This window comes from Tessaracoccus aquimaris (assembly GCF_001997345.1).
Classification (GTDB): domain Bacteria; phylum Actinomycetota; class Actinomycetes; order Propionibacteriales; family Propionibacteriaceae; genus Arachnia; species Arachnia aquimaris.
The window spans coordinates 2,102,976-2,123,904 of the sequence record NZ_CP019606.1; the positions used below are offsets into that span (position 1 = coordinate 2,102,976).

Annotated in this window: 24 protein-coding genes and 2 pseudogenes; 14 read left to right on the forward strand and 12 right to left on the reverse strand. The window is 68.8% G+C overall.

The annotated features are described in order from the left end of the window. Window positions 1-1,266, reverse strand: a complete 1,266-nt coding sequence (locus tag BW730_RS09835) for an ABC transporter substrate-binding protein (RefSeq protein ID WP_077686087.1) — start codon at window positions 1,264-1,266, stop codon at window positions 1-3. A gap of 108 nt (window positions 1,267-1,374) precedes the next feature. Between BW730_RS09835 and BW730_RS20355 the strand changes: the two genes are divergently transcribed. Both BW730_RS20355 and BW730_RS09845 read left to right on the forward strand, forming a co-directional pair. Beyond that, a complete protein-coding gene (locus tag BW730_RS20355) occupies window positions 1,375-1,686 on the forward strand; it encodes a MarR family transcriptional regulator (protein ID WP_077686088.1) in 312 nt (103 codons plus the stop codon). Then, window positions 1,620-2,537 carry an ROK family protein gene (locus tag BW730_RS09845; protein ID WP_077686089.1) on the forward strand — a complete coding sequence of 306 codons (918 nt, stop codon included), beginning with the start codon at window positions 1,620-1,622 and terminating at the stop codon, window positions 2,535-2,537. The genes BW730_RS20355 and BW730_RS09845 overlap by 67 nt, the downstream gene beginning before the upstream one ends. 4 nt (window positions 2,538-2,541) lie before the next feature. Here BW730_RS09845 and BW730_RS09850 read toward each other — a convergent pair whose 3' ends face one another. Together BW730_RS09850 and BW730_RS09855 are read right to left on the reverse strand one after the other, a co-directional pair. After that, window positions 2,542-3,207, reverse strand: a complete 666-nt coding sequence (locus tag BW730_RS09850; RefSeq protein WP_077686090.1) for a response regulator — start codon at window positions 3,205-3,207, stop codon at window positions 2,542-2,544. Beyond that, window positions 3,207-4,460: an ATP-binding protein gene (locus BW730_RS09855; RefSeq protein ID WP_077686091.1), complete on the reverse strand. Its 1,254-nt coding sequence runs from the start codon at window positions 4,458-4,460 to the stop codon at window positions 3,207-3,209. Before BW730_RS09855 ends, BW730_RS09850 begins: the two co-directional genes overlap by 1 nt. Before the next feature lie 114 nt (window positions 4,461-4,574). On the opposite strand from BW730_RS09855, the gene BW730_RS09860 reads away from it, so the two are divergent. The 3 genes from BW730_RS09860 to BW730_RS09870 are packed head-to-tail and all read left to right on the forward strand — an operon-like array spanning window position 4,575 to window position 6,150. Beyond that, the gene (locus BW730_RS09860) at window positions 4,575-5,699 is read left to right on the forward strand and encodes a PspC domain-containing protein (RefSeq protein WP_077686092.1); all 1,125 of its coding nucleotides are present in this window, start codon (window positions 4,575-4,577) and stop codon (window positions 5,697-5,699) included. Next, window positions 5,696-5,893: a hypothetical protein gene (locus BW730_RS09865; protein ID WP_077686093.1), complete on the forward strand. Its 198-nt coding sequence runs from the start codon at window positions 5,696-5,698 to the stop codon at window positions 5,891-5,893. Before BW730_RS09860 ends, BW730_RS09865 begins: the two co-directional genes overlap by 4 nt. Beyond that, window positions 5,890-6,150 carry a PspC domain-containing protein gene (locus BW730_RS09870; protein WP_077686094.1) on the forward strand — a complete coding sequence of 87 codons (261 nt, stop codon included), beginning with the start codon at window positions 5,890-5,892 and terminating at the stop codon, window positions 6,148-6,150. Before BW730_RS09865 ends, BW730_RS09870 begins: the two co-directional genes overlap by 4 nt. A 58-nt stretch (window positions 6,151-6,208) precedes the next feature. Here BW730_RS09870 and guaA read toward each other — a convergent pair. Next, a pseudogene (guaA, locus tag BW730_RS09875) lies at window positions 6,209-7,758 on the reverse strand (glutamine-hydrolyzing GMP synthase). A 131-nt stretch (window positions 7,759-7,889) separates the two neighbouring features. Between guaA and cysK the strand changes: the two are divergent. Together cysK and BW730_RS09885 are read left to right on the forward strand one after the other, a co-directional pair. Further along, on the forward strand, window positions 7,890-8,819 hold the full coding sequence (gene cysK, locus BW730_RS09880; protein ID WP_077686095.1) for a cysteine synthase A: 930 nt from the start codon (window positions 7,890-7,892) through the stop codon (window positions 8,817-8,819). Between the two features lie 153 nt (window positions 8,820-8,972). Beyond that, window positions 8,973-9,527: a hypothetical protein gene (locus BW730_RS09885; protein WP_077686096.1), complete on the forward strand. Its 555-nt coding sequence runs from the start codon at window positions 8,973-8,975 to the stop codon at window positions 9,525-9,527. 25 nt (window positions 9,528-9,552) lie between these two features. Here the strand turns inward: BW730_RS09885 and BW730_RS09890 are convergent, their stop codons facing one another. The 4 genes and pseudogenes from BW730_RS09890 to BW730_RS20360 all read right to left on the reverse strand — a co-directional run. Further along, window positions 9,553-11,193: an ABC transporter permease subunit gene (locus BW730_RS09890; RefSeq protein ID WP_077686097.1), complete on the reverse strand. Its 1,641-nt coding sequence runs from the start codon at window positions 11,191-11,193 to the stop codon at window positions 9,553-9,555. Further along, window positions 11,190-12,074 carry an ABC transporter ATP-binding protein gene (locus BW730_RS09895; protein WP_077686098.1) on the reverse strand — a complete coding sequence of 295 codons (885 nt, stop codon included), beginning with the start codon at window positions 12,072-12,074 and terminating at the stop codon, window positions 11,190-11,192. Before BW730_RS09895 ends, BW730_RS09890 begins: the two co-directional genes overlap by 4 nt. Continuing rightward, window positions 12,055-12,561, reverse strand: a complete 507-nt coding sequence (locus BW730_RS09900; RefSeq protein ID WP_158522588.1) for a TetR/AcrR family transcriptional regulator — start codon at window positions 12,559-12,561, stop codon at window positions 12,055-12,057. Before BW730_RS09900 ends, BW730_RS09895 begins: the two co-directional genes overlap by 20 nt. 27 nt (window positions 12,562-12,588) lie before the next feature. Continuing rightward, window positions 12,589-12,726: pseudogene (locus BW730_RS20360) on the reverse strand (hypothetical protein); the annotation flags it as partial. A gap of 91 nt (window positions 12,727-12,817) precedes the next feature. Between BW730_RS20360 and BW730_RS09905 the strand changes: the two are divergent. The 3 genes from BW730_RS09905 to BW730_RS09915 all read left to right on the forward strand — a co-directional run bounded on the left by BW730_RS09905 (window position 12,818) and on the right by BW730_RS09915 (window position 14,537). After that, a complete protein-coding gene (locus BW730_RS09905; RefSeq protein ID WP_226996688.1) occupies window positions 12,818-13,657 on the forward strand; it encodes an NAD-dependent epimerase/dehydratase family protein in 840 nt (279 codons plus the stop codon). After that, window positions 13,654-14,043: a globin gene (locus BW730_RS09910; RefSeq protein WP_077686101.1), complete on the forward strand. Its 390-nt coding sequence runs from the start codon at window positions 13,654-13,656 to the stop codon at window positions 14,041-14,043. The genes BW730_RS09905 and BW730_RS09910 overlap by 4 nt, the downstream gene beginning before the upstream one ends. Window positions 14,044-14,162: 119 nt before the next feature. Then, entirely contained in the window at window positions 14,163-14,537 is a 375-nt protein-coding gene (locus BW730_RS09915) for an META domain-containing protein (RefSeq protein WP_077686102.1), read from the forward strand. A gap of 219 nt (window positions 14,538-14,756) precedes the next feature. On the opposite strand, the gene BW730_RS09920 is transcribed toward BW730_RS09915, so the two are convergent. Genes BW730_RS09920 through guaB form a run of 3 tightly spaced genes read right to left on the reverse strand, consistent with a single transcriptional unit; the run spans window position 14,757 to window position 17,677 of the window. Next, window positions 14,757-15,059 carry a chorismate mutase gene (locus tag BW730_RS09920; RefSeq protein ID WP_077687605.1) on the reverse strand — a complete coding sequence of 101 codons (303 nt, stop codon included), beginning with the start codon at window positions 15,057-15,059 and terminating at the stop codon, window positions 14,757-14,759. 2 nt (window positions 15,060-15,061) lie between these two features. Next, on the reverse strand, window positions 15,062-16,162 hold the full coding sequence (locus BW730_RS09925) for a GuaB3 family IMP dehydrogenase-related protein (RefSeq protein WP_077686103.1): 1,101 nt from the start codon (window positions 16,160-16,162) through the stop codon (window positions 15,062-15,064). A 9-nt stretch (window positions 16,163-16,171) separates the two neighbouring features. Continuing rightward, entirely contained in the window at window positions 16,172-17,677 is a 1,506-nt protein-coding gene (gene guaB / locus BW730_RS09930) for an IMP dehydrogenase (RefSeq protein WP_077687606.1), read from the reverse strand. Between the two features lie 525 nt (window positions 17,678-18,202). Here guaB and BW730_RS09935 point away from each other — a divergent pair. From BW730_RS09935 to BW730_RS09945, 3 genes are all read left to right on the forward strand, one after another. Next, the gene (locus tag BW730_RS09935; RefSeq protein ID WP_077686104.1) at window positions 18,203-18,814 is read left to right on the forward strand and encodes a cyclase family protein; all 612 of its coding nucleotides are present in this window, start codon (window positions 18,203-18,205) and stop codon (window positions 18,812-18,814) included. 37 nt (window positions 18,815-18,851) lie between these two features. Continuing rightward, window positions 18,852-18,986, forward strand: coding sequence for a hypothetical protein (locus tag BW730_RS20055; protein WP_257787344.1), 135 nt, complete (start codon window positions 18,852-18,854; stop codon window positions 18,984-18,986). A 163-nt stretch (window positions 18,987-19,149) separates the two neighbouring features. Further along, a complete protein-coding gene (locus BW730_RS09945; RefSeq protein ID WP_077686106.1) occupies window positions 19,150-19,425 on the forward strand; it encodes a DUF1540 domain-containing protein in 276 nt (91 codons plus the stop codon). Here the strand turns inward: BW730_RS09945 and BW730_RS09950 are convergent. Further along, window positions 19,410-20,318, reverse strand: coding sequence for a hypothetical protein (locus BW730_RS09950; RefSeq protein ID WP_077686107.1), 909 nt, complete (start codon window positions 20,316-20,318; stop codon window positions 19,410-19,412). The genes BW730_RS09945 and BW730_RS09950 overlap by 16 nt on opposite strands. Before the next feature lie 198 nt (window positions 20,319-20,516). On the opposite strand from BW730_RS09950, the gene BW730_RS09955 reads away from it, so the two are divergent. Next, complete coding sequence (locus BW730_RS09955; RefSeq protein WP_077686108.1) at window positions 20,517-20,924, forward strand: carboxymuconolactone decarboxylase family protein; 408 nt, start codon at window positions 20,517-20,519, stop codon at window positions 20,922-20,924. Window positions 20,925-20,929 lie beyond the last annotated feature (5 nt).

The window sequence follows — 20,929 nt, forward strand, 5'->3', positions numbered from 1 at the left end:
TCAGAGCGTGTCGACCTTGGCATCGATCGCCTTGAGGGTGTCCTCCACCGAGACCGTTCCGCGGATCGCGGGTTCGAGGAGAGAGTTGACTTCGGGGCCGAGCGCCAGCATCTTCGGGTTCGGCGGCTGCGAGACGGCCTGCTCAGCGGTGGCCAGAATCTGGGCTCGCCGCTCATCGATCCACTCGGCCGACGCCAGGTCGCGCCGGGGCGGCAGAGCGTCGTAGAGCCTGGAGATCTCGGACATCTGGGGCGCAGCCGCAAGGTACTTGACCAACTCCCACGCTCCGTCGGGGTTCTTCGTGCCTCGCGACACGGCCAGCTTGTTGATCCAGGCGACGGACCTGGCCTCGCCCCCCGCGTCGGCCTTGAGCCCGGGTCCGACCACGAGGTGCTCAGCGATCTCTTTGTTGTTGGCCTCCGCATTGCCGACGATGGCGACACCGCCAAGGCTCATGGCGGCCTGTCCGGCCACTATGGGGCGCGGGCCGTTGCCCGAGAAGATCATGTTCGGGTCTGCGAGGCCCTCCTGGAAGAGCGAGACGAAGTAGGTCAGGGCCTTGGTGCCCGCCTCAGAGTTGAAGCTCGCCTTCCCGTCGGTCCAGTACTGCCCTCCTGCTTGAAGGAACAGTTGAGCGAAGGCCTGCTGCAGCCCGATCGATTTGTCGAGGCCGAAGTCGACCGGTGCCACGATGCCGTCGGCCCCCTTGACGGCAAGTGCGGCGGCCTTGAAGTCGTCCCACGTCTCGGGGAGGGAAGTGATCCCGGCCGCGTCGAGGATGTCCTTGCGGTAGATGCCGGAGCGAACGTCGGCGGCGATCGGCATGGCGTAGTTCTTGCCCTCGTAGGCGCCGTCCTCCAGCATCCGGGGGTAGATCTGGTCCTTCTCGTCCCAGCTGGAGATCTTTTCGGTGAGATCCAGGAGAACGTTCTTGTCCACCAACGGGGCGGTCCAGATGCCGCCGATGACCAGGACATCCGCCAGGGAGTTCGATGCCGCACCGGTGGTCACTTTCTGGAAGGCGGATCCCCAATCGGAAGTCTGGACCTCCACCTCGGTGCCGCTGGCCTTGGTGAAGGCAGGGATGGCCGTGTCGGTGAGGTACTTGGTCAGTTCCTGGGTGGGCCCCAGGACCAGGAACGAGAGCTTTCCTTCAGCGCCCTGCTGTTCCTTGGAGCCGCCACCACACGCGGAGAGGCCTGTGGTTAATGTTGCGGCAGCACCAAGTCCGAGGAGACCGCGACGAGAGAGGGTGAATCGAGACATCTGTGTCCTTCCGACGGCCCCAGCGGGGCTTAATTCATGTCGTTTATTATGGGTAGTGAATGGTCCAACGTCAACATGTTGCGTCCAGTAGATGAGGAAGAGGGCTAGATGACGGCACAGCGCGCGACCGATCTGCGGCGCCAGAACCTGGTGCGTGTCCTTGATGTGATCCTGCGAGAGGGGGCTCACTCACGGGCCGCGCTTGCGGAACGACTCGGGCTCAGCCGGGCAGCCCTGACGGCGATCGTCGGCGACCTGATCACACTCGGAGTCCTTCGCGAGGGGGGTCAGAGCCGTCCCAGGGCGGCCGGCCACTCACGCTCCTCGTCGCCGACCCCGACCGGTACGCCTCCTTGGGCGTCGACGTCCGCATCGACCGGATCCAACTGCTCGCCGTCGGCCTCGACGGTGCCGAACTGACCAGGGCTTCATCCTCCGTCCCGGCCCGCCCGACTCCGCGAGAGATCACCGAGGCCCTCGGCGACACGTTCGCAACCCTGCGCTCCAGCCTTGACCATGAACTACTCGGGTACGGGTTCGCAATGCCCGCCCGCCGCGCGGATCTCGGCATCACGCATGAGATCTGGGGCTGGGAACAGGTTCCCATGGGGGATGCGTTCCGACGGATCGCCGGGGAGAGCCCCTGCGGCGTGCTGGATCTGGCCGAGGCTTCATGCCTCGCCAACTCACGCCAGCCGCAACTGTCTGGCATGTCCCGAATGGCGCACCTGCAGATCGGCGCCGGCGCGACCATGGCGTTGGCCGTCGAGGGACGAATCGATCTCGATCTCCCTCCGCGCTGGGGCGACGTCGGCCACATTCCACTTGGCTTGAGCGACAGGCGCTGCTCGTGCGGTCGGGATGGCTGCAGCAACGCCTACCTCTCCATCGAGGCGCTCTCATCTCGCGTTCCACATGTCTCGGTGGAGGAGGGACCCAACCGGATCAGTCGCCTGGCGATGGCCATCGAGCGGGCGGCCCGAGCGGGAGACGTGGACGCGCGGAACGGGATCGAGGAGGTCGCGCTCGCGACGTCACGACTCGTTGTAGCGCTGGTGGAACTGAACGGCCTTCAGGCCGTCACGATCGGTGGATACCCGCTCTTCCTCGGAGAGGATTACTCGCGGTTGGTTGACGAACTGGTGGAGACCAGGCTCGGCTGCCCCTCCCCCGTCCGACACACGGGACTCGGCGACGATGCCGCGTTGATCGGTGCGTCGCTCGTCGGCCGTGAGATCGGTCTGTCAGACCCCTATCGACTCCGCCGCTGATAGCTCAGACCAGGTGGCGGTCGGTCGCCCACTTGGTCAACTGGTGACGGTTCGACAACTGCAGCTTGCGCAGCACGCTGGAGACGTGCGTCTCGACCGTCTTGATGGAGATGAACAGCTCCTTGGCGACCTCCTTGTAGGAGTAGCCGCGGGCGATCAGCTTGAGCACCTCGCGCTCGCGGGCGCTGAGCTTGTCCAGGTCCTCGTCGATCGACGACACGTCCACCGAGCCTGAGAAGGCGTCCAGGACGAAGCCCGCGAGCCTCGGCGAGAAGACCGCGTCGCCGCCTGCGACGCGCACCATCCCCTCAACTAGTTCCTCGGAGCTGATCGACTTGGTGACGTAGCCGCGGGCTCCTGCGCGGATCACGCCGATCACGTCCTGCGCCGCGTCGGAGACCGAGAGCGCCAGGAACTTCACGTCGGGCTTCACGGCCAGCACCTGCTTGATGACCTCAGCGCCGCCGCCACCGGGCAGGTGCACGTCCAGCAGGACGACATCCGGTTCGGTCTCGACGATCACGGCGACCGCGGTGGCGACGTCCTCACCCTCACCGACGACCTCGCAGTGTTGACCGATCTCGTGGCGCACTCCGGCGCGGAACATCGCGTGGTCGTCGACGATGACGACGCGCAACTCTGAGAGTCCAGGGGCCTGCTCGTCGCTCATTAGCCGATCTCCAACCTCACCTCGGTACCACTGCCGAGCTCGGATCGGATCGTTGCACGCCCCCCGTACCGCTCCATCCGAGCTGTGATCGATTCTCTCACGCCCATGTGCCCTTGGGGAACCAGCGACGGATCGAAGCCCTTTCCGCGGTCTCGGACGAACACCTCGACGCGTCCGTCCTCGACCTCGGCGAAGACGTCGACGCGGGACGCACCGGAATGCTTGGCGGCGTTGGTGATGGCCTCCCCCGCCGCGAGGATCAGCGCCTCGAGCCGGTCGTCGACCTGCGCGTCGCCGACGCACACCATCTCGACCTCGACCTCGAATCGGGCCTCGACGTCGGAGGCCAGTTCGCGCAGGGCTGAACGCAGCGACGACGCGCGGGTCGTCTCCCCGTACAGCCAGGTGCGCAACTCGCGCTCCTGCCTGCGGGCCAGGCCGGCGACGGTGACGGGGTCGTCCGCCTGCCGTTGGATTAGGGCAAGCGTCTGCAGCACCGAGTCGTGCAGGTGGGCCGCCATGTCGGCGCGGGCCTCGGCGCGCAACCGGTCAGCGTCGGCACGCCGCACCCGGGCGCGCTGCTGGTAGAGCCAGGGGGCCGCGACCACGAGCAGGCCAGCGATCAGGACGGCCGAGGCTCCGAGCACGCCGGGCAACTGGGCGATGCCGACCTGGGTGGCGAGGATGAGGCTGATGCCCGCGACCACGAGCACCAGACCGCCGACCAGGCGGATGATGCTCATCATTCCGCCGCCGCGCGTCAGCCGATGCCACAGGCTGCCCTTGGCGGCCTGCCCGGACTCGGAGCCCTCGTCCGCCTGCAGCCAGATCACGATCACACCCGCGCCGCCGATGACGGCGGGCCAGAACAGCCCGGACGGGACGGTGCCGCCCGAGACGAACAGCCGCAGCAGGCCGACGACGATCAGGCCGCCGGAGATCAGCACCCCGTCGTCCGGCTTGATGATGCTCGCCCGCGCGGGCCTCATCCCCTTGCGGCTGGCGGCCTCGAGCCCGGGTGCGTCGGGCGCCCGCCCGGACTCGCGCGGGATGAGCACCCAGAGCGCGCCGTAGGCGACGATCCCGAGGCCGGAGAACAGCGCCGCGATCACGAAGGCCAACCGGATCAGCCCGACGCTCAGCCCCAGGTGAGCCCCCAATGCGCCGGCCACACCCGCGATCATGCGTCCCTGGGCCGGACGCCGCAGGGGCGCGCGTGCGGGCGCGTCCGGGGTCACGGGCAGTTGGCTCATGCGTCCAGCCTGACACGCGCCCCGCCCTCAGGCCAGTCACCGACGCCAACACCAGGGACGGCTCAGGGACTCACCCGATGGCAGCGGGGCCCGCGTCACGACAGACTTGACGACATGCACAAGGACCTGGAACGGAGCTGGCTCGACGAGAGCCTGCAGAGCGTCCAGCGTCGCGACACCTCGGGCTTCGGTTCCGGGCTCAGCCGCGCGATCGCGCAGCGGATCGGCGTCGACGTCGTCATCGTCCGGGTCGCGTTCGTGGTCCTGACCTTCTGCTCCGGCCTCGGCCTCGCGCTCTACGCGTGGGGGACGCTGCTCACCGAGGGCCCCGAGGGAAAGCGCCCCGTCGACGGCACCATCCGCAGCTTCCGTGGCTGGCCGAGCGGCGCCCAGTTGGCGCTCATCATCGGCACCTCCATCGGTCTCGTCGCGACCGTAGCCGCGACGACGTCGCTGCCATGGGGCCTCGCGATCCTCGCGGTCGTGCTGATGGCCTGGTACCTGCGCCGCAACCATGCCGTGCGCCTCCCGAGCGTCGGAGGCGAGCCCTTCGCCGAGCCGGCCAACGAGGACGAGCTGATCGACGAGTGGCGGCGCCGGATGTCCGCCGCGACCGGGCACCACTCCGACTGGGTCGCGCCGCTGCCCGTCATCGACCTGGACGCCCCCATCGCCGTGCCGGAGCCGACCGCGCGCCCCCGCACCGCGTGGGCCGCGTCGCTCCTGCTGATCCTGGTGGCCGCGGCCGCCGGGGCCGGCTCCGTCATGGTCGGCCTGTCGGCCGTCACGGCCCTGGCGATCGGCACCCTCGCTCTCGGCGTCGGCACCGTCATCTTCGCCGCCGTCTCCCGCGCCAAGCGGCTGCCCCGACCGTTCCTGGCCGCGGTGCTCGTGCCGATCGTCGCCTGCGGATGGCTGAGTACCGGCGCCGACCCGCTGCTCGAGACCCAGGCGGTCACACACACCGACGCGACGCACGCCGTCAAGTACTTCGCCACCACGACGACCCTCGACCTCACCGGCGCCAACCTCGCCGAGGTCGACACCGTCGAGATCGTGGCCGTCGCCTCCACCGTCGACGTGCTGCTGCCTGGCAACCCCGACGGCGGCATCGCCACCACCGAACGGTTCAGCACGGTCCACATCGACAAGGCGGGCACCACCGTCTGGGCAGGCAAGAAGGTCGTGGTCGACGCCACCGCCTCGAGCGTGACCATCCGCGTCGGGGAGGGCCGATGAGACTCGACGTCGCATCCATCTCGCTCGGGCTCGTCGCCGTCGGCTTCGGCCTCGTGCTCCTGCTCTCGCAACACATCGCAACACCCGCGATTCAACCGATTCTTGCCCTGATTCTGGCCGCAGCAGGCACGATCGGATTACTACTCACCCGTGGCCGAAGCACCAAGAAGAAGACCCGAAAGGAACTGACATGAAGCTCACTCGTAGCCGCAACGGGATGATCGGAGGCGTCGCAGCCGGCGTCGCCACCTACCTGAAGCTCGACCCGACGCTGATCCGGCTGGCGTTCGTGCTGGTCTCGCTGTTCGCCGGAGGCGGCGTGCTGCTCTACCTCATCCTGTGGGCCGTCATCCCCAAGGAGGGCGACGACCAGACGCTCGCCGAGGACGGCATGAACAAGGCCCGTGACTGGTACGACAACCGTCGAAACGGCGGCGACTCGACCCTCTGACCCGTCAGACAACGACCCGGCCCCGCAGGAAGATCTCCTGCGGGGCCGGGTCGTCTCGTCACTCCCACTCGATGGTGCCCGGGGGCTTGCTCGTGATGTCGACCGTGACGCGGTTGATGTCGGGGCATTCGTTGGTGATCCGGTTGGAGATCTTCTCCAACACCTCGTAGGGCAGCCGCGCCCAGTCGGCCGTCATGGCGTCGTCAGAGGTGACCGGGCGAAGCACGATCGGGTGACCGTAGGTGCGACCGTCGCCCTGGACACCCACCGAGCGGACGTCGGCGAGCAGCACGACGGGGAACTGCCAGATCTCGCGGTCGAGGCGGGCCGCGGTGAGCTCCTCGCGGGCGATGGCGTCGGCCTGCCGCAGGGTCGTGAGTCGCTCGGCGGTCACCTCGCCGACGATGCGGATCGCAAGTCCGGGGCCGGGGAACGGGTGACGCCAGACCATCTCTTCCGGGAGGCCGAGCTGCTGCCCGACGGCGCGGACCTCGTCCTTGAACATGTGGCGCAGGGGCTCGATGAGCGTGAACTGCAGGTCGTCGGGAAGGCCGCCGACGTTGTGGTGGCTCTTGATGTTCGCGGCGCCCTCGCCGCCCCCGACTCGACCACGTCGGGGTACAGCGTGCCCTGGACGAGGAAGTCGATGCCGCGCTCGCCCGCCAGGTCGCGCGCGGTGGCCTCGAAGGTGCGGATGAACTCGCGGCCGATGATCTTGCGCTTCTCCTCGGGGTCGCTGACGCCCTGGAGCGCGCCGAGGAAGCGGTCGGTCTCGTCTGCGACCACGAGGTCGACCCCGGTGACGCCGACGAAGTCGTTCTTGACCTGCTCCGCCTCGCCCTGCCGCAGCAGGCCGTGGTCGACGAACACGCAGGTGAGCTGCGAGCCGATCGCCTGCTGCACGAGGGCCGCGGCCACGGCGGAGTCGACGCCGCCGGACAGCGCGCACAGCACGCGGCGGTCGCCGACCTTCGCGCGGATCTCCTCGATGGCCTCGGTGACCATGTTCTCGGGGGTCCAACTGGGCGACAGGCCCGCGATGTCGAACAGGAACTGCTCGAGCACCTGCTGGCCCCACTGCGTGTGGAGCACCTCGGGGTGCCACTGCACGCCCGCGAGGCGACGGTTGACGTCCTCGAACGCCGCCACCGGGGCGCCGGCGGTGCGGCCGAGCACCTGGAAGCCCTTGGGGGCGCGGCAGACGGCATCGCCGTGGCTCATCCACACGTTGAGCGTGTTGGGCATGCTGGAGAGCAGGGTGCCGCCGTTGTTGATCGACAGCGAGGTGCGCCCGTACTCGCGCTGGCCCGTCTTGTTGACGGTGCCGCCGAGCGCCTGGGCCATCACCTGGAAGCCGTAGCAGATGCCGAGCACCGGCACCTCTGCCGCGAACAGCGCCGGGTCGACCTGGGGTGCGCCGTCCGCGTAGACGGACGAGGGTCCGCCGGACAGGATGATCGCGGCCGGCTCCTTGGCAAGCATCTCTTCCACGGGCATCTTCGAGCTGACGATCTCGGAGTAGACCAATGCCTCGCGCACGCGGCGGGCGATCAGCTGCGCGTACTGGGCGCCGAAGTCGACGACGAGAACCGTCTGATGGGCAGTCATGCGGCTGAGTCTATTGAATCTCGCGTCAATCACCACATGCCGAGCCTGCCGTCCACCGTCCGTCCGACGCCTGGGTGAAAAAACATCCCCATGGCGGGAATATCGACGAAAGTCGCGGGGTTGCCGATGACATGAGCATTTACCCCGATGTGACGGCCCTGATCGGCCGTACGCCCCTCGTCAAGCTGAACCGCATCGCAGGCGACAACGCCACGGTGCTCGCGAAGCTGGAGTTCTACAACCCCGCCAACTCCGTCAAGGATCGTCTCGGCGTCGCCATCGTGGACGCCGCTGAGGCCTCGGGCGAGCTTCAGCCGGGTGGCACCATCGTGGAGGGCACCTCCGGAAACACCGGCATCGCGCTGGCAATGGTCGGCGCTGCCCGCGGCTACAAGGTCGTCCTCACCATGCCCGAGACCATGTCGCTCGAGCGTCGCGCCCTGCTGCGCGCCTTCGGCGCCGAACTGGTGCTGACCCCCGGCCCCGCTGGCATGCGCGGCGCCGTCGAGAAGGCTGAGGAGATCGCCAAGGAGCGCGGCGGCGTCCTCGCCCGCCAGTTCGCCAACCAGGCAAACGTCGAGATCCACCGCAGGACCACCGCCGAGGAGATCTGGAACGACACCGACGGCAAGGTCGACATCCTCGTCGCAGGGATCGGCACCGGCGGCACCATCACGGGCGTCGGCGAGGTCCTCAAGGAGCGCAAGCCCGACGTCACGATCGTCGCCGTCGAGCCCGCAGAGTCCCCGATCCTCAGCGGCGGCCAGCCCGGCCCCCACAAGATCCAGGGCATCGGCGCCAACTTCGTGCCGGAGATCCTGAACCGCGACGTCATCGACGAGGTGCTCCCCCGCAACATCGACCAGGCCGTGGAGTACGCGCGCAAGGCCGCTACGCAGGAGGGCCTGCTGGTCGGGCTCTCGGCGGGGGCCGCCATCTCCGCCGCCGTGGAGGTCGCCAACCGTCCGGAGAACGCAGGCAAGACCATCGTCGTCATCGTCGCCGACTTCGGCGAGCGGTACCTGTCGACCGTGCTCTTCGAGGGCCTTCTCGACAACTGAACCCACTGGACGAGGCGACGGCATCAGGACCCCCCACTGGTGCCGTCGTCTCCTGCTGTCTGGGCCTGCACCTCATCCCCTGGAGGCCCGCAGCCCGGCGAGAAGGCGTGCCCCCGACGCCGGCACCTCCCCCTTGGCCCTACCCTTGCTCGCATGAAGACACGGGAGTTCCGCTACACCGACTGGGTCAAGCAGCGGCCGGCGGTGCAGGTCGACCAGAAGCGTCGCCTGATGCTGATGGGCTACGCGATGACGGTCGTGCTCGCGATCCTCGCCGTCGCCTGCCTCATCGCTCTTGTCCAACTCCGCCAATTGCAGTTGCAACTGCTCGCGGGCCTGATCATCATGACCGGCGCCGCCGTCCTGATGTTCCGCAAGGCCGACGCCAACCGGCGGAGCATCGCCCGCACCACGGACGCGGAGGTCTCTGAGCACGGGCCGTATCCCCTGTCGGTCAGCGACACCGAGATCCACTTCCCGGAGTCCTTCGAGGATCCCGAGGAGACCTGGCCACTCGAGGGCACGCTGGTGCGCCAGGTTCGCGTCACGAAGCAGGACATCCTGGCGCTGAGCCATCCGGGCAAGACCGCGCGCCACTTCTATGCCCGCGCCCTCGTCGAGCCGTTGAGCGAGGTGCAGGATGAGATCGAGTCGCGTCAGGCACGGCTCGCTCCCGAGCCCGACCCGGAGCCGACGCCCGACGCCTGAGCCGGTCCGCGGGCGCTGGCGGGGCTCAGGATCCGCTGCGCACGTCGCGCCTCAGGAACAGCGGTAGCCCCGCCGCCACGAGCAGCACGGCACCGACGGCCAGCCACGTGGGCTGCCACCAGGTGCCGCCGTCCTGCAGCGGAGGCCCGTAGAGGTACGCGCGGAACGGCGACCACCAGCCCCAGCCCTCCTTCCCCGCTGCGAGCAGCAACGTGTAGCCGAAGAAGCCGACCACGGCGATCGCCGTTGTCGCCCAGACGGCGAGCGACGGCTTGCCTGTTGCGGCCGAGATCAGCAGCGCGAGCGCACCGAAGAACAGCCCGAGCAGCGCGAGCAGCCCGCAGGCCCAGGCCAGGTTGGCGATCTCGACGTCCATCCCCGACATGGCGATGCCGGCCCAGGTGCCGAGGAACAGCGACCCGGCCACGATCCCGACATAAGCCGCCGTCGCCGCGGCGACCGTGAGGTAGACGCGGGTGCGCGAGATCGGCTGGGCGAGCAGCGTCGACATCCGCCTGGCGCGCTCCTCGCCCGCGATGCCGGACGCGGCCGCCGCCGCCGCGACGAGGATCACCCCGATCGGGGCCATCATCCCGAACGTCTCCAGATGGAGGAACCCAGGCGGCGTCGCGAGGTCGCCGCCCCCGAACAGGTCGGCCATCGACTGCGGGAAGGACTGCGAGAACTGCGTCATCATCGAGGCGAGCCCCTTGTACATGAACGGCATCGCCACGCCCATCACGAGCGCCAGGATGAACACCACGTAGGAGACCAGCACCTGCTGAGCCGCAAGCCGCAACCCGAACAGGGACGAGCCCTTTCCCGTCGGCTGCAGGACCTTCGCGAGCGCGGGGACGGCGCGGGCGCGGTCGAGCAGGCTGGAGCCCGACTGGAACAGCCGGACCTCGCGACCCCGGAAGCCGAGGACTCCCAGCCCGATCAGGATGGCGGCGCCCACCAGCAGCAGGGCCAGTTGGCCGCCGTCGATGCCGTTGACGAGCGGCTTGGACCCGTTGAACCAGTACCAGGGGATCCAGTCGGCCGCGTTCTCACGCCAGATCGGCAGCAGGCCCGTGCCGAGCCAGCCGAGCACCATCACGCTTGCGGCGACGCCTGCGGCAAGGCCCTTGCGACCGGTGGCGGCGCCGATGGCGAACGCGAGCGAGCCGTGGAAGATGGCGTTGGCCGTAAGGTGGAGCATCAGCGCGAACACGTGCGCCTGGCCGACCTCCACTCCGAGCGCGATCGGGGCGATCGCGGCGACCCCCCACAGCAGGGCACCGCTCGCGATCAGCAGCGCGAGCATGGCCGCCGCCTTCGAGAGGGCGAACCGGGTCCGTGACACCGGTGCGGCCAACACCATCGACAGTGTCCGGTTGGCCTCCTCGCCCGCAACCGCGAACGCGCCGATGGCGATCGCGACGCCGACGAAGGCGAGCGCGCCAATCGCGGCGAGCATCTCGTTGTAGGCCATCAGCGACGCGTCGGCGTGCTGTGGGATGCCCAGCAGCGACCGGACGACGTCGGGCAGGCCCTCATAGATCGACAGGTCCAGGTCCTGGTAGACGGCAAGGCCGAGCACGAGCATCGCCGCGACCGACCCGGCCGCGATCGTCAGGCCCCGCCACCCTTCGGCGAGGCCGCGTCCGAAGACCGCGGTGCTCATGCCGCGTCCTGGTAGTAGGTCAGGAAGATGTCCTCGAGGTCGGCCTCCTGCGTGTGCAGGTCGCGCAGCCGTGCCTTGGCGGAGACCACGGCGAGCAGGTGTGCCATGTCGCCGTCGAAGTTCAGTTCGACCCGGTCGGGGTGGATCTCGATGTCCCTGGCGCCAGGCACCTCAGCCAGGTCGGCCTCGGTCACCAGGCCGTCGATGTCGAGTTCGATGTGGCGCATCTTCTTGCGTCGCAGGGCGGCAACCTCCTCGACGGCGATCAGGTGGCCCTTGCGGATGATCCCGACGCGGTCGGCGACGCGCTCGACCTCGGACAGCGTGTGGCTCGACAGGAAGACGGTGCGACCGTCGTCGGCCACCTCCCGCATCATGGCCCAGAACTCGTGCTGGACGAGCGGGTCGAGGCCGGCGTTCGGCTCGTCGAGGATCAGCAGGTCGGGCGTGTGCATGAACACGGAGATCAGGCCAATCTTCTGCCTGTTGCCGGTCGACAGTTCGCCGACGCGCTTGGTGAGGTCGGCGTCCAACCGCTCGGCGAGCGTCTCGACGTTCGACCAGTCGACGCCGCCGCGCAGCTTGGCGAAGAACTTCAGGGTGTCGCGGCCGGTCATGGCGGGCCAGAGCGCGAGGTCGGCTGGCAGGTAGCCGAGCCGCCTGCGGTGCGCGACGTCGCGCGGCTTGGCGCCGAGGACGGAGGCCGACCCTGAGGTGGGGTTCAACTCACCCATCAGGACGCGGATCGTGGTCGACTTGCCCGCGCCGTTCGGTCCCAGGAAGCCGAATACCTCCCCCGGCCTCACCTCCAGATCCAAGTCGATCAGGGCCGGAAACGAGCCGTAGTGCTTCGTCAACCGCTCAGTCTGGATGGGGTTCATGGTGCTCCTCGATTTCTTCGAGCAGAGGTAGATACTCGTCGAGCACCTTGGGCTCGACGACTCCTGAAAACAGGTCGAGTTGGGCGCGCACGTAGCGCGCGAATCCTGGCTGGCTCGCCAGGTCCTCGGAGCGGACGTCGACCTCGAAGTAGCGTGCGAGGTGGCGGTGCATCGTGAGCGAGCCGAGCGCGACGATGGTCGCGAGGGCCGCCCTTCCGGGGAGGTCGGAGGTGGGAGTGACAACACCCGCGTCAACGCCATCGCGCAGGTAGCCGACCGCGTCCGCGACGAGCAGGTCTATGAGTCCGTCGATCTCCGGGCTGTCGGCGCCGAGCCTGCGGGTGAGGTAGGCCAGCACATGGTCACTGCCGATGGACCGGAGCGCGCCGATGGCGTCGAAGCTCGGCGACGGAGTGATCGACTCGCGCTTGGAGGCGCGGATCACCTCGGCGATGTGGGCGTCGCAGGCGCGCAGCAGTTCGGCCATCGAGCCGTAGTGGTGCCGGATCAGGCCCTGCGAGAGCCCGGAGCGGTCGGCTACTGCCCTGGCCGTGAGCGCCTTGACTCCCCCTCGGCAACGAGTTCCATCGCCGAGTCCCTGAGTCGCGCCTTGGCGGTTCGATCGTCCGTCACCATACGAGCGTATCAGAATCTATACGGTTGTATAGGGGTCCAGATTGGCGGACGTTGACCACCACCTGGGACGGGCGCGGAGCGGGCCCTGGCGCTCTACGATGCCGATCATGAGGATCGTGATCACCGGGGCAAGTGGCAAGGCAGGGCAGGCCACACTGAGGCACTTCGTCGAGGACACCGGACACGAGGTGATCGCCACAGACGTCGCCGCACGGCCCGCCTGGTATCAGGGCGCGTTTTTCCGCGCCGACCTGACGCAGTATGGGGAGGCCGTCGAGGTGCTGCACGGCGCGGATGCCGTCATCCACCTGGCTAACATCCCCGCCGACTCGATCCACACCGACTCGCAGACCCTCAACGCCAACCTGGCCATGAACGACAACGTGTTCCTCGCCGCCTGGAAGCTGGGGCTGCAGCGCGTCGTCTACGCCTCGAGCGAGACGACGCTCGGGCTGCCCTTCGACGAGGTCAACTACGTCCCGGTCGACGAGGGCCACTACCCCTATCCGAACTCGACCTACTCGCTCAGCAAGGTGATGACCGAGACGATGGCAGAGCAGGTGTCGCGCTGGGCGGGCATCCCGTTCGTCGGGCTGCGGTTGTCGAACATCTTCACCGTCGCGGACTACGCGGCCCAGCCTGGCTTCGCGCGGGACCCCGAGGCGCGGCGCTGGAACCTGTTCGGCTACATCGACGCCCGCGACGTCGCCCAGTCGTGCGAGGACGCGCTGGGCGCCCACCTGAGCGGGGCGCACGCGTTCGTGATCGCCGCCGACGACACCATCCTCGACGTGCCGACCCGCGAGGCCCTCGCCGCGATCCACCCCGAACTGGAGGTGCCCGGCTCCGTCGGCGAGTACGGCACCCTGCTCAGCAATGAGGCCGCCAAGCGGGCGATCGGGTTCCGGCCACGGCACTCGTGGCGCGACGAGGTGGCCGCCGGATGAGCGAGGCCTCCTTCTACGACCAGGTCGGCGGGGCGCCGGTGTTCGCGAGACTGGTGCACGAGTTCTACCGCGGCGTCGCCGACGATCCGCCGCTCAGGGACCTGTACCCCGAGGAGGATCTCGGGCCTGCGGAGGATCGGCTGCGGATGTTCCTCGAGCAGTACTGGGGCGGCCCGAAGACCTACCAGGAACAGCGCGGGCATCCGCGGTTGCGGATGCGGCACGTGCACTACGCCGTGACGCCGACGCAGCGGGACCGGTGGCTGCACCACATGCTCGCGGCGGTCGACACGCTCGCCCTCGAGGAGGGGCAGGACGCCACGATGCGGGAGTACCTGGTGCGCGCCGCCGCCTTCATGATCAACGCGGACGAGCCTCTGATCTGAGGCCGCCGGCCGGTTCCCACACGTGACAAGGCGCGTCGCCGACCGCCGACACCCCGCCCATTCTGCGCCGGGATCGCACGGGTAATGTGGCTCCCCCAGCAACGAAACGGAGACCAAGGATGCTGCGACGACTCGCGCTCGCTTCGGCCCTGACGATCGTCGGCGCGCTCGCCGCCTGCGCACCGGCCGCTCCCACCGCCGTCGGCACCTGGACGGGCGAGGGCAACGGCCAGGAGGCCCCGAGCCTCGAACTTCAGCAGGACGGCCGCCTCGCGGGAACCGACGGCTGCAACCGCCTGATGGGGACCTGGAAGCAGGACGGCGACTCGCTCACGTTCATCCAGATCGCCTCGACGGCCAAGTTCTGTGAGGGCGTCGACGTCTGGCTGAGCGGCCTGGAGACCGGCACGATCGACGGGGAGACCATGGCGATCTTCGGCAAGGACGGCTCCGAGGTCGGTCGGCTGACCAAGACCGAGGCCGCCGTTGGTTGAGCCACGTGGGACGACTGTTGGTTGAACCACGTGGGATGACCGCTGGTTGAGCCACGTGGGATGACCGCTGGTTGAGCCACGTGGGACACGAAGCGGACCACGTCGGTCGAAACCGACTCGTGTCAGAAGGCGGACCGGCCCCAGATGGTTTCGACGCGGGCTGCGGCGCTGCGCGCCTTTGCCCGGCTCAACCAGCGGACACGCGCCCTTTGCCTGGGGCTACTCGCCCTGTTCGGCCGCGATCTGCTCGTGATGCCGCACGACCTCCGTGACGATGAACGTCAGGAACTTCTCCGCGAACTCCGGGTCGAGGTCCGCGTCGACCGCCAACGCCCGCAGCCGGGCGATCTGGGCGGCCTCACGGTCCGGATCTGCGGGCGGTAGGCCTGCGGCGGCCTTCAACTCGCCGACCCGCTGGGTGACCTTGAAGCGCTCGGCGAGCAGGTGCACGAGGGCCGAGTCCATGTTGTCGATGCTCCCGCGCAGCCGCCGGAGCTCCGCCCTCGCCTCGTCCTGCGTCATCATCAGTGCAGGATCAGGTCGATGCGCTGGAAGGACTTGACGTCGGTGTAGCCGGTGAGCGCCATCGCCTTGCGCAGGCCGCCTGCCAGGTTCATCGTGCCATCGGGGACGCGCGACGGGCCGAGGACGACCTCCTCGAGCGTGCCGACCTGCTCGAAGAACGAGCGCTCGCCGCGGGGAAGCGTCGGATGCCAGGCGCCGGCGCCCCAGTGCCAGCCGCGGCCGGGGGCCTCGGTGGCGCGGGCAAGCGGCGAACCGACCATGACGGCGTCCGCCCCGCACGCGATCGCCTTGGCGATGGCGCCGGACTTGCCGACGGCTCCGTCGGCGATGATGTGGACGTAGCGGCCGCCCGACTCCTCCAGGTAGTCGCGACGCGCCTCTGCGACGTCGGCGACCGCGGAGGCCATCGGCACCTCGATGCCGAGGACGTCGGCGGTGGTGTGCGTTGCGCCGCCGCCGAAGCCGACCAGCACGCCCGCGGCGCCCGCACGCATCAGGTGCTGCGCCGCGCGGTAGGTGGCGACCCCGCCGACCAGCACGGGGGTGTCGAAGCGGTAGATGAACTCCTTGAGGTTCAAGGTGTCCTCGCCGCCGACGTGCTCGGCCGAGACGGTGGTGCCGCGGATCACGAAGAAGTCCATGCCCGCCTGCTCCAGCAGTGGGGCGAACTCCTGCGTCAGCGCGGGCGACAGCGACCCTGCTACGGGCACGTCGGCCTTGCGCAGTTCGGCGAGGCGGTCGCGGATCAGCTCACCCTTGACCGGCTCGGCGTAGATCTCCTGCAGGCGGCGGGTCGCGGTGACCTGATCGCACTCCTGCGTCAGCAACTCGTACTGGGGCTGCGGATCCTCGTAGCGGGTCCAGAGCCCCTCGAGGTTCAGCACGCCCAGGCCGCCAAGCTCGCCCATCCGCACGGCGGTCGCGGGCGACATCACCGAGTCCATGGGGGCGGCCACGATCGGGATGTCGAACGTGACGGCGTCGATCTTCCAGCTCAGGTCGACCTCGTTCTCAGAGCGGGTGCGTCGGGTGGGCGCGATCGCCACGTCCTCGAAGGAGTAGGCGTGACTGGCGCGCTTGCTGCGTCCGAGCTCGTACATGGATCTTCCTTACCGCGACCAGTAGTTGGGCGCTTCGGCGGTGAGCTGAATGTCGTGTGGGTGGGATTCTCGCAGCCCTGCGGCGGTGATGCGGACGAATCGACCCCGTTCCTGGAGCTCGGCCATCGTACCGGCGCCCGAGTAGAACATGGATTGGCGCAGCCCGCCGACCAACTGGTAGGCGACCGCCGCGAGCGGGCCGCGATAGGCGACCTGGCCCTCGATGCCCTCGGGCACCAGCTTGTCGTCGGAGGTGACGTCGCCCTGGAAGTATCGATCCTTGGAGTAGGACGCCTTGCGGCCGCGGGCGGCCATCGCGCCCAGCGAGCCCATCCCGCGGTAGCTCTTGAACTGCTTGCCGTTGATGAACACCAGCTCTCCCGGGCTCTCCTCGCAGCCGGCGAGCAGCGAGCCGAGCATCACGGTGGAGGCGCCCGCCACGATCGCCTTGGCGATGTCGCCGGAGTACTGCAGGCCACCGTCGCCGATCACGGGAACACCAGCGGGCTTCGCGGCGCGGGCGGCGTCGTAGATCGCCGTCACCTGCGGGACGCCGACGCCCGCGACGATCCGGGTGGTGCAGATGGAGCCGGGGCCGACGCCCACCTTGACGGCATCGGCGCCTGCCTCGACGAGCGCCTTGGCGCCCGCGTAGGTCGCGACGTTTCCGCCGATGATGTCGACGGCCGCGGCGGCCGGATCGGCCTTGAGCCGCTTGATCATGTCGACCACTCCGCGGCTGTGCCCGTGGGCGGTGTCGACGATGATGGCGTCGACGCCCTCCTCCACGAGCGCCATGGCGCGCTCCCACGAGTCGCCGAAGAAGCCGACGGCGGCGCCGACGCGCAGCCTGCCCTGATCGTCCTTCGCGGCGTTGGGGTACTTGTCGGCCTTGACGAAGTCCTTGAGGGTGATCAGGCCGCTCAGCTTGCCACTGGCGTCCACGATCGGAAGCTTCTCGATCTTGTGCTTGGCCATCAGGGCCAGCGCGTCCTCGTTGGTCACGCCGACCGGGGCCGTGATCAGCGGGGCAGTGGTCATCACCTCATGGACCGGGCGCTTCGGGTTGTCCTCGAAGCGCATGTCGCGGTTGGTGATGATGCCCAGCAGCGTGCCTTCGGAGTCGACGACGGGGGCGCCGGAGATCCGGTAGGTCGCACAGAGCTCGTCGACCTCGCCGAGCGTCGCGTCGGGGCTGACGGTGATGGGCTCGTAGACCATCCCGGCCTCGGAGCGCTTGACCTGGTCGACCATGTGCGCCTGGTCCGCGATCGACAGGTTGCGGTGCAGGATGCCGATGCCGCCCTCGCGGGCCATGGCGATCGCCATCCGCGACTCGGTGACGGTGTCCATCGCGGCAGACGCGAGGGGGATGTTCAGCCGGATCCGCTTGGTGAGCTGGGTGCCGGTGTCGACCTGGGAAGGGATGACATCCGACTGATTGGGCTGGAGCAGCACATCGTCGAAGGTCAGGCCCAACGTGGCAAATGGGGCGGGAACCCCGGATCCGGTCAGCTCGTCTTGCACTCTGGCACCTCTCGGGTCGGGTCGGCTCAGCGCGGCCAGTCTATCGCCGGATGCCGGGGCACCCCAATCCCGACGATCACCCTTGGACGGCGCGTTGCGCACCCTCCGTTCGGGCCCGTCGGGCGCTCCCACAAGCGCGCCGACCCGCTCCCCCGCACCCTGGACGACTGGCACCGGCGCCGCCGCTTCGCTCAGAGCGCAGCATCGTCACCAGAGACCTCCGGGACGTCCGACCCGTCACGCCGACAGGGCACGGGCGGGTTTCCGCGCGGGTTCGGCCTTGAGCAGCATTGCGTGTTCGTCGCGCCGACGAGGCCGTGTTAGCGCTCGCACTGCGGTCGAGGCCGCGATACTACTCAACGCCATGCCCCCACCGCTCACCGGACCGCGCGACCTTCGCTGTCAGCGAAGCAGGCAGGAAAGTGCCGGAACCCCACCTCGGCGCGCGGTCGGCTCCCTAGTGTTTGGCTAGGCGTCGCACAGAGGCGGCGCGCGACAGACGAAGGAACCGCCATGAGCCTCGAGACCAATCCCCAGGACTCCGCCACGACCGCCACCGTCGTGGCGGCGCGCGATGCAGCGTTCGCCGCCTTCAAGGGCGGCTTCCGACTGGTCGACCTGAGCGACGCCCTCGGGCCCGAGACCGTGCTGTGGCCGGGGGCCCCCGCCCTGGAGATCGCCGACGCCGTCACACACGAGGGCGGCGGGTACCACGCCCGCATCATCACGACCTTCGAGCACGCGGGAACGCACTTCGACGCGCCGGAGCACTTCGTCCCAGGCGGGGCTGACACCGCCTCGATCCCGATCGACGACCTCGTGGTGCCCGTCGTGGTGATCGACATCTCGGAGCGGGCGTCGACCAACCCCAACGCGACGGTCGACGTCGCCGACATCGCACGGTTCGAGGCGGAGCACGGCACGATCCCGGCAGGCTCGGCCGTGTTGATGAACTCTGGCTGGGCACACCGCAAGCAGGACGCCCTCAGTTACGCGGGCACCGAGTCGACGACCGACCTGAAGGTTCCCCGGCTTCGGCGTGGAAGGCACCACGGAGCTCGTGGCCCGCGGGGTCGTCGGGTTGGGCGTCGACACGCTTGGCATCGACCCGGGCGACAAGCCTGACTTCCCCGTACACCGCCACGTCTCCCACCCGGCGGGCGTGTGGCACCTGGAGAACCTCGTCAACGTCGACCAGTTGCCTCCCACGGGCGCCGTGATCGCGGTCGGCGTGCCCCGGGTGGTCGGCGGAACCGGCTTCCCGACCCGCGTCTTCGCCTTCGTCTCGCGCGACTGAGGATTAACGCAACGATAAATTTGGCAACTTTCCGCTGACGCAAACCCTGCAGAAGTCGTTACATCGCCCCTTGTCAGACGCATTTGCAAGGCTTGCCAAAGGGCGGCGAAAAATCTAGGATTGTCGTCAATAGACAACGGCACATCACCTGGAGGAACCCGCCATGAGCACCGTCACCGCCATCACGTCATGCGCCACCACATCGTGCGCCTACAACGACTCCGGATGCACCGCGTTCGCCGTCACGATCGCGGGCGCCGACAAGGCCACCTGCGCCACGTTCATCACGCTCGACGCTCGCGGCGGACTCCCGGTGGCCGACGGCCACGTCGGGGCATGCCAGCGACTCGAGTGCGTCCACAACGCCGACCTGATGTGCACGGCCGCGGGCGTCGACATCTCCGACTCCGCGAACTGCCTCACCTACGAGGTGCGCTGAGGGGCACACCCGACCCAACGATCAAGCGACGGCGCGCGGGCTCTACCCGCGTGCCGTCGCCGTCTTCGCGCCACCCCCGGCGCGACAGGTGCCTCAGGCCGCCAGGTCGGCGGCGGCAGCCTCGACGAGGCCCGCGAGCGCACCGTCCAGAGCGGCGGCCGACGCGACGGGATGCGGGAACGCGGCATAGACGACCTGCGCCTCCCCGGCGAGACCAGCATCAGGGTGACGCCACCAAGGTCCGCGTCGACGCAGAACACGCGGCCCTTGGTGTGGGCGCAGGCGGCAGGCGGAGCGTCGGCCACGCGGACCTGGCCCACGAGTCGTCCGACCATCACGGCCCAGCAGAGGTCCTTGAGTGCGTCCTGCCCGAGGCGGGCGACCGCACCCTGGGCGGCCAGGTCATCAACGGCCGAGGCGATGCCGAGTTCGTCCAGGTCGACGACGGTGGCGCCGTCGAGGTCATGCAGCACGGCGCGCTCGATCTCGATGACGCCCACCTGCATGCCGGGCTCATCGGCGAGATCGGCGAGCATCGACGGGAGGCCGGTCTCGCGCAGCCGTCGCAGTTCAGCGTCGCCGACCCACGTGAGTTCGCCCAGGAGATGCACCGATGCCGCCACGATGCTGACGGTCGGGTCGGCGGAGTGCAGCACCACGTCCATCCGCACGTCGATGCCGAACCCGGGGGCGGTCGCGGACAGGAGACCCTCCGGTCGGGCCGCGATCACCAGCGAGCCGTCGGCCGCGAGGCCGTGCGCGACGAACGGGAGCGACTCGCCAAGTCGATAGGCAAAGAGACCGGCCGACCCTGCGCCGCCGAGCACGCGACGGGCGAGCGACTGCGCGCGCTCCGGGGTCTGGATCCTCGACGCCTCGAACGACATGGTCATGCGGAATCTCCGTCCTCGCACCCCGCCTCGGATTTAGAGAACGTTTTGCTTGCGGTAATGCGAATGAGGCAACCCTAACCGATGGATTCCCGCTCTCCAACTCAGGTCCCGTCCATGAGACGGGCAGCAGGAAGCCCGGGCGCGGCACGCGGCGCTAGGCTGCTGACGACGCGCCACCTTCAGTTAGGAGCATCAGCGATGGAGCAGTTCAGCCCGATGTTGCCCGCCCTCACCGACGAGGAACTCGACCCGCGGGCGGCGGCCGTGTTCGCCGACATCCGCGCGACCAGGCAGACGGACTTCGTCAACAACTTCTGGCGGGTGCTTGCCAACGACCCGGCCAACCTTGAGCGCACCTGGGCGGAGCTCAAGGAGGTGATGGCGGCAGGCACCTCGCTCGATCCGCTCGTCAAGGAACTGATCTACGTGGCCGTCTCCACCGTCAACAACTGCACGTACTGCGTCCGCTCACACACCGCGGCCGCCCGCGGCAAGGGAGCCACGGATGAGCAGCTCGCGGAGTTGCACGCCGTCGTTGCCGCCGCCAACAAGACCAACCGGCTCGCGATCGGACTGCAGGTCCCGGTCGACGAGGCGTTCGCCTGAGGAGG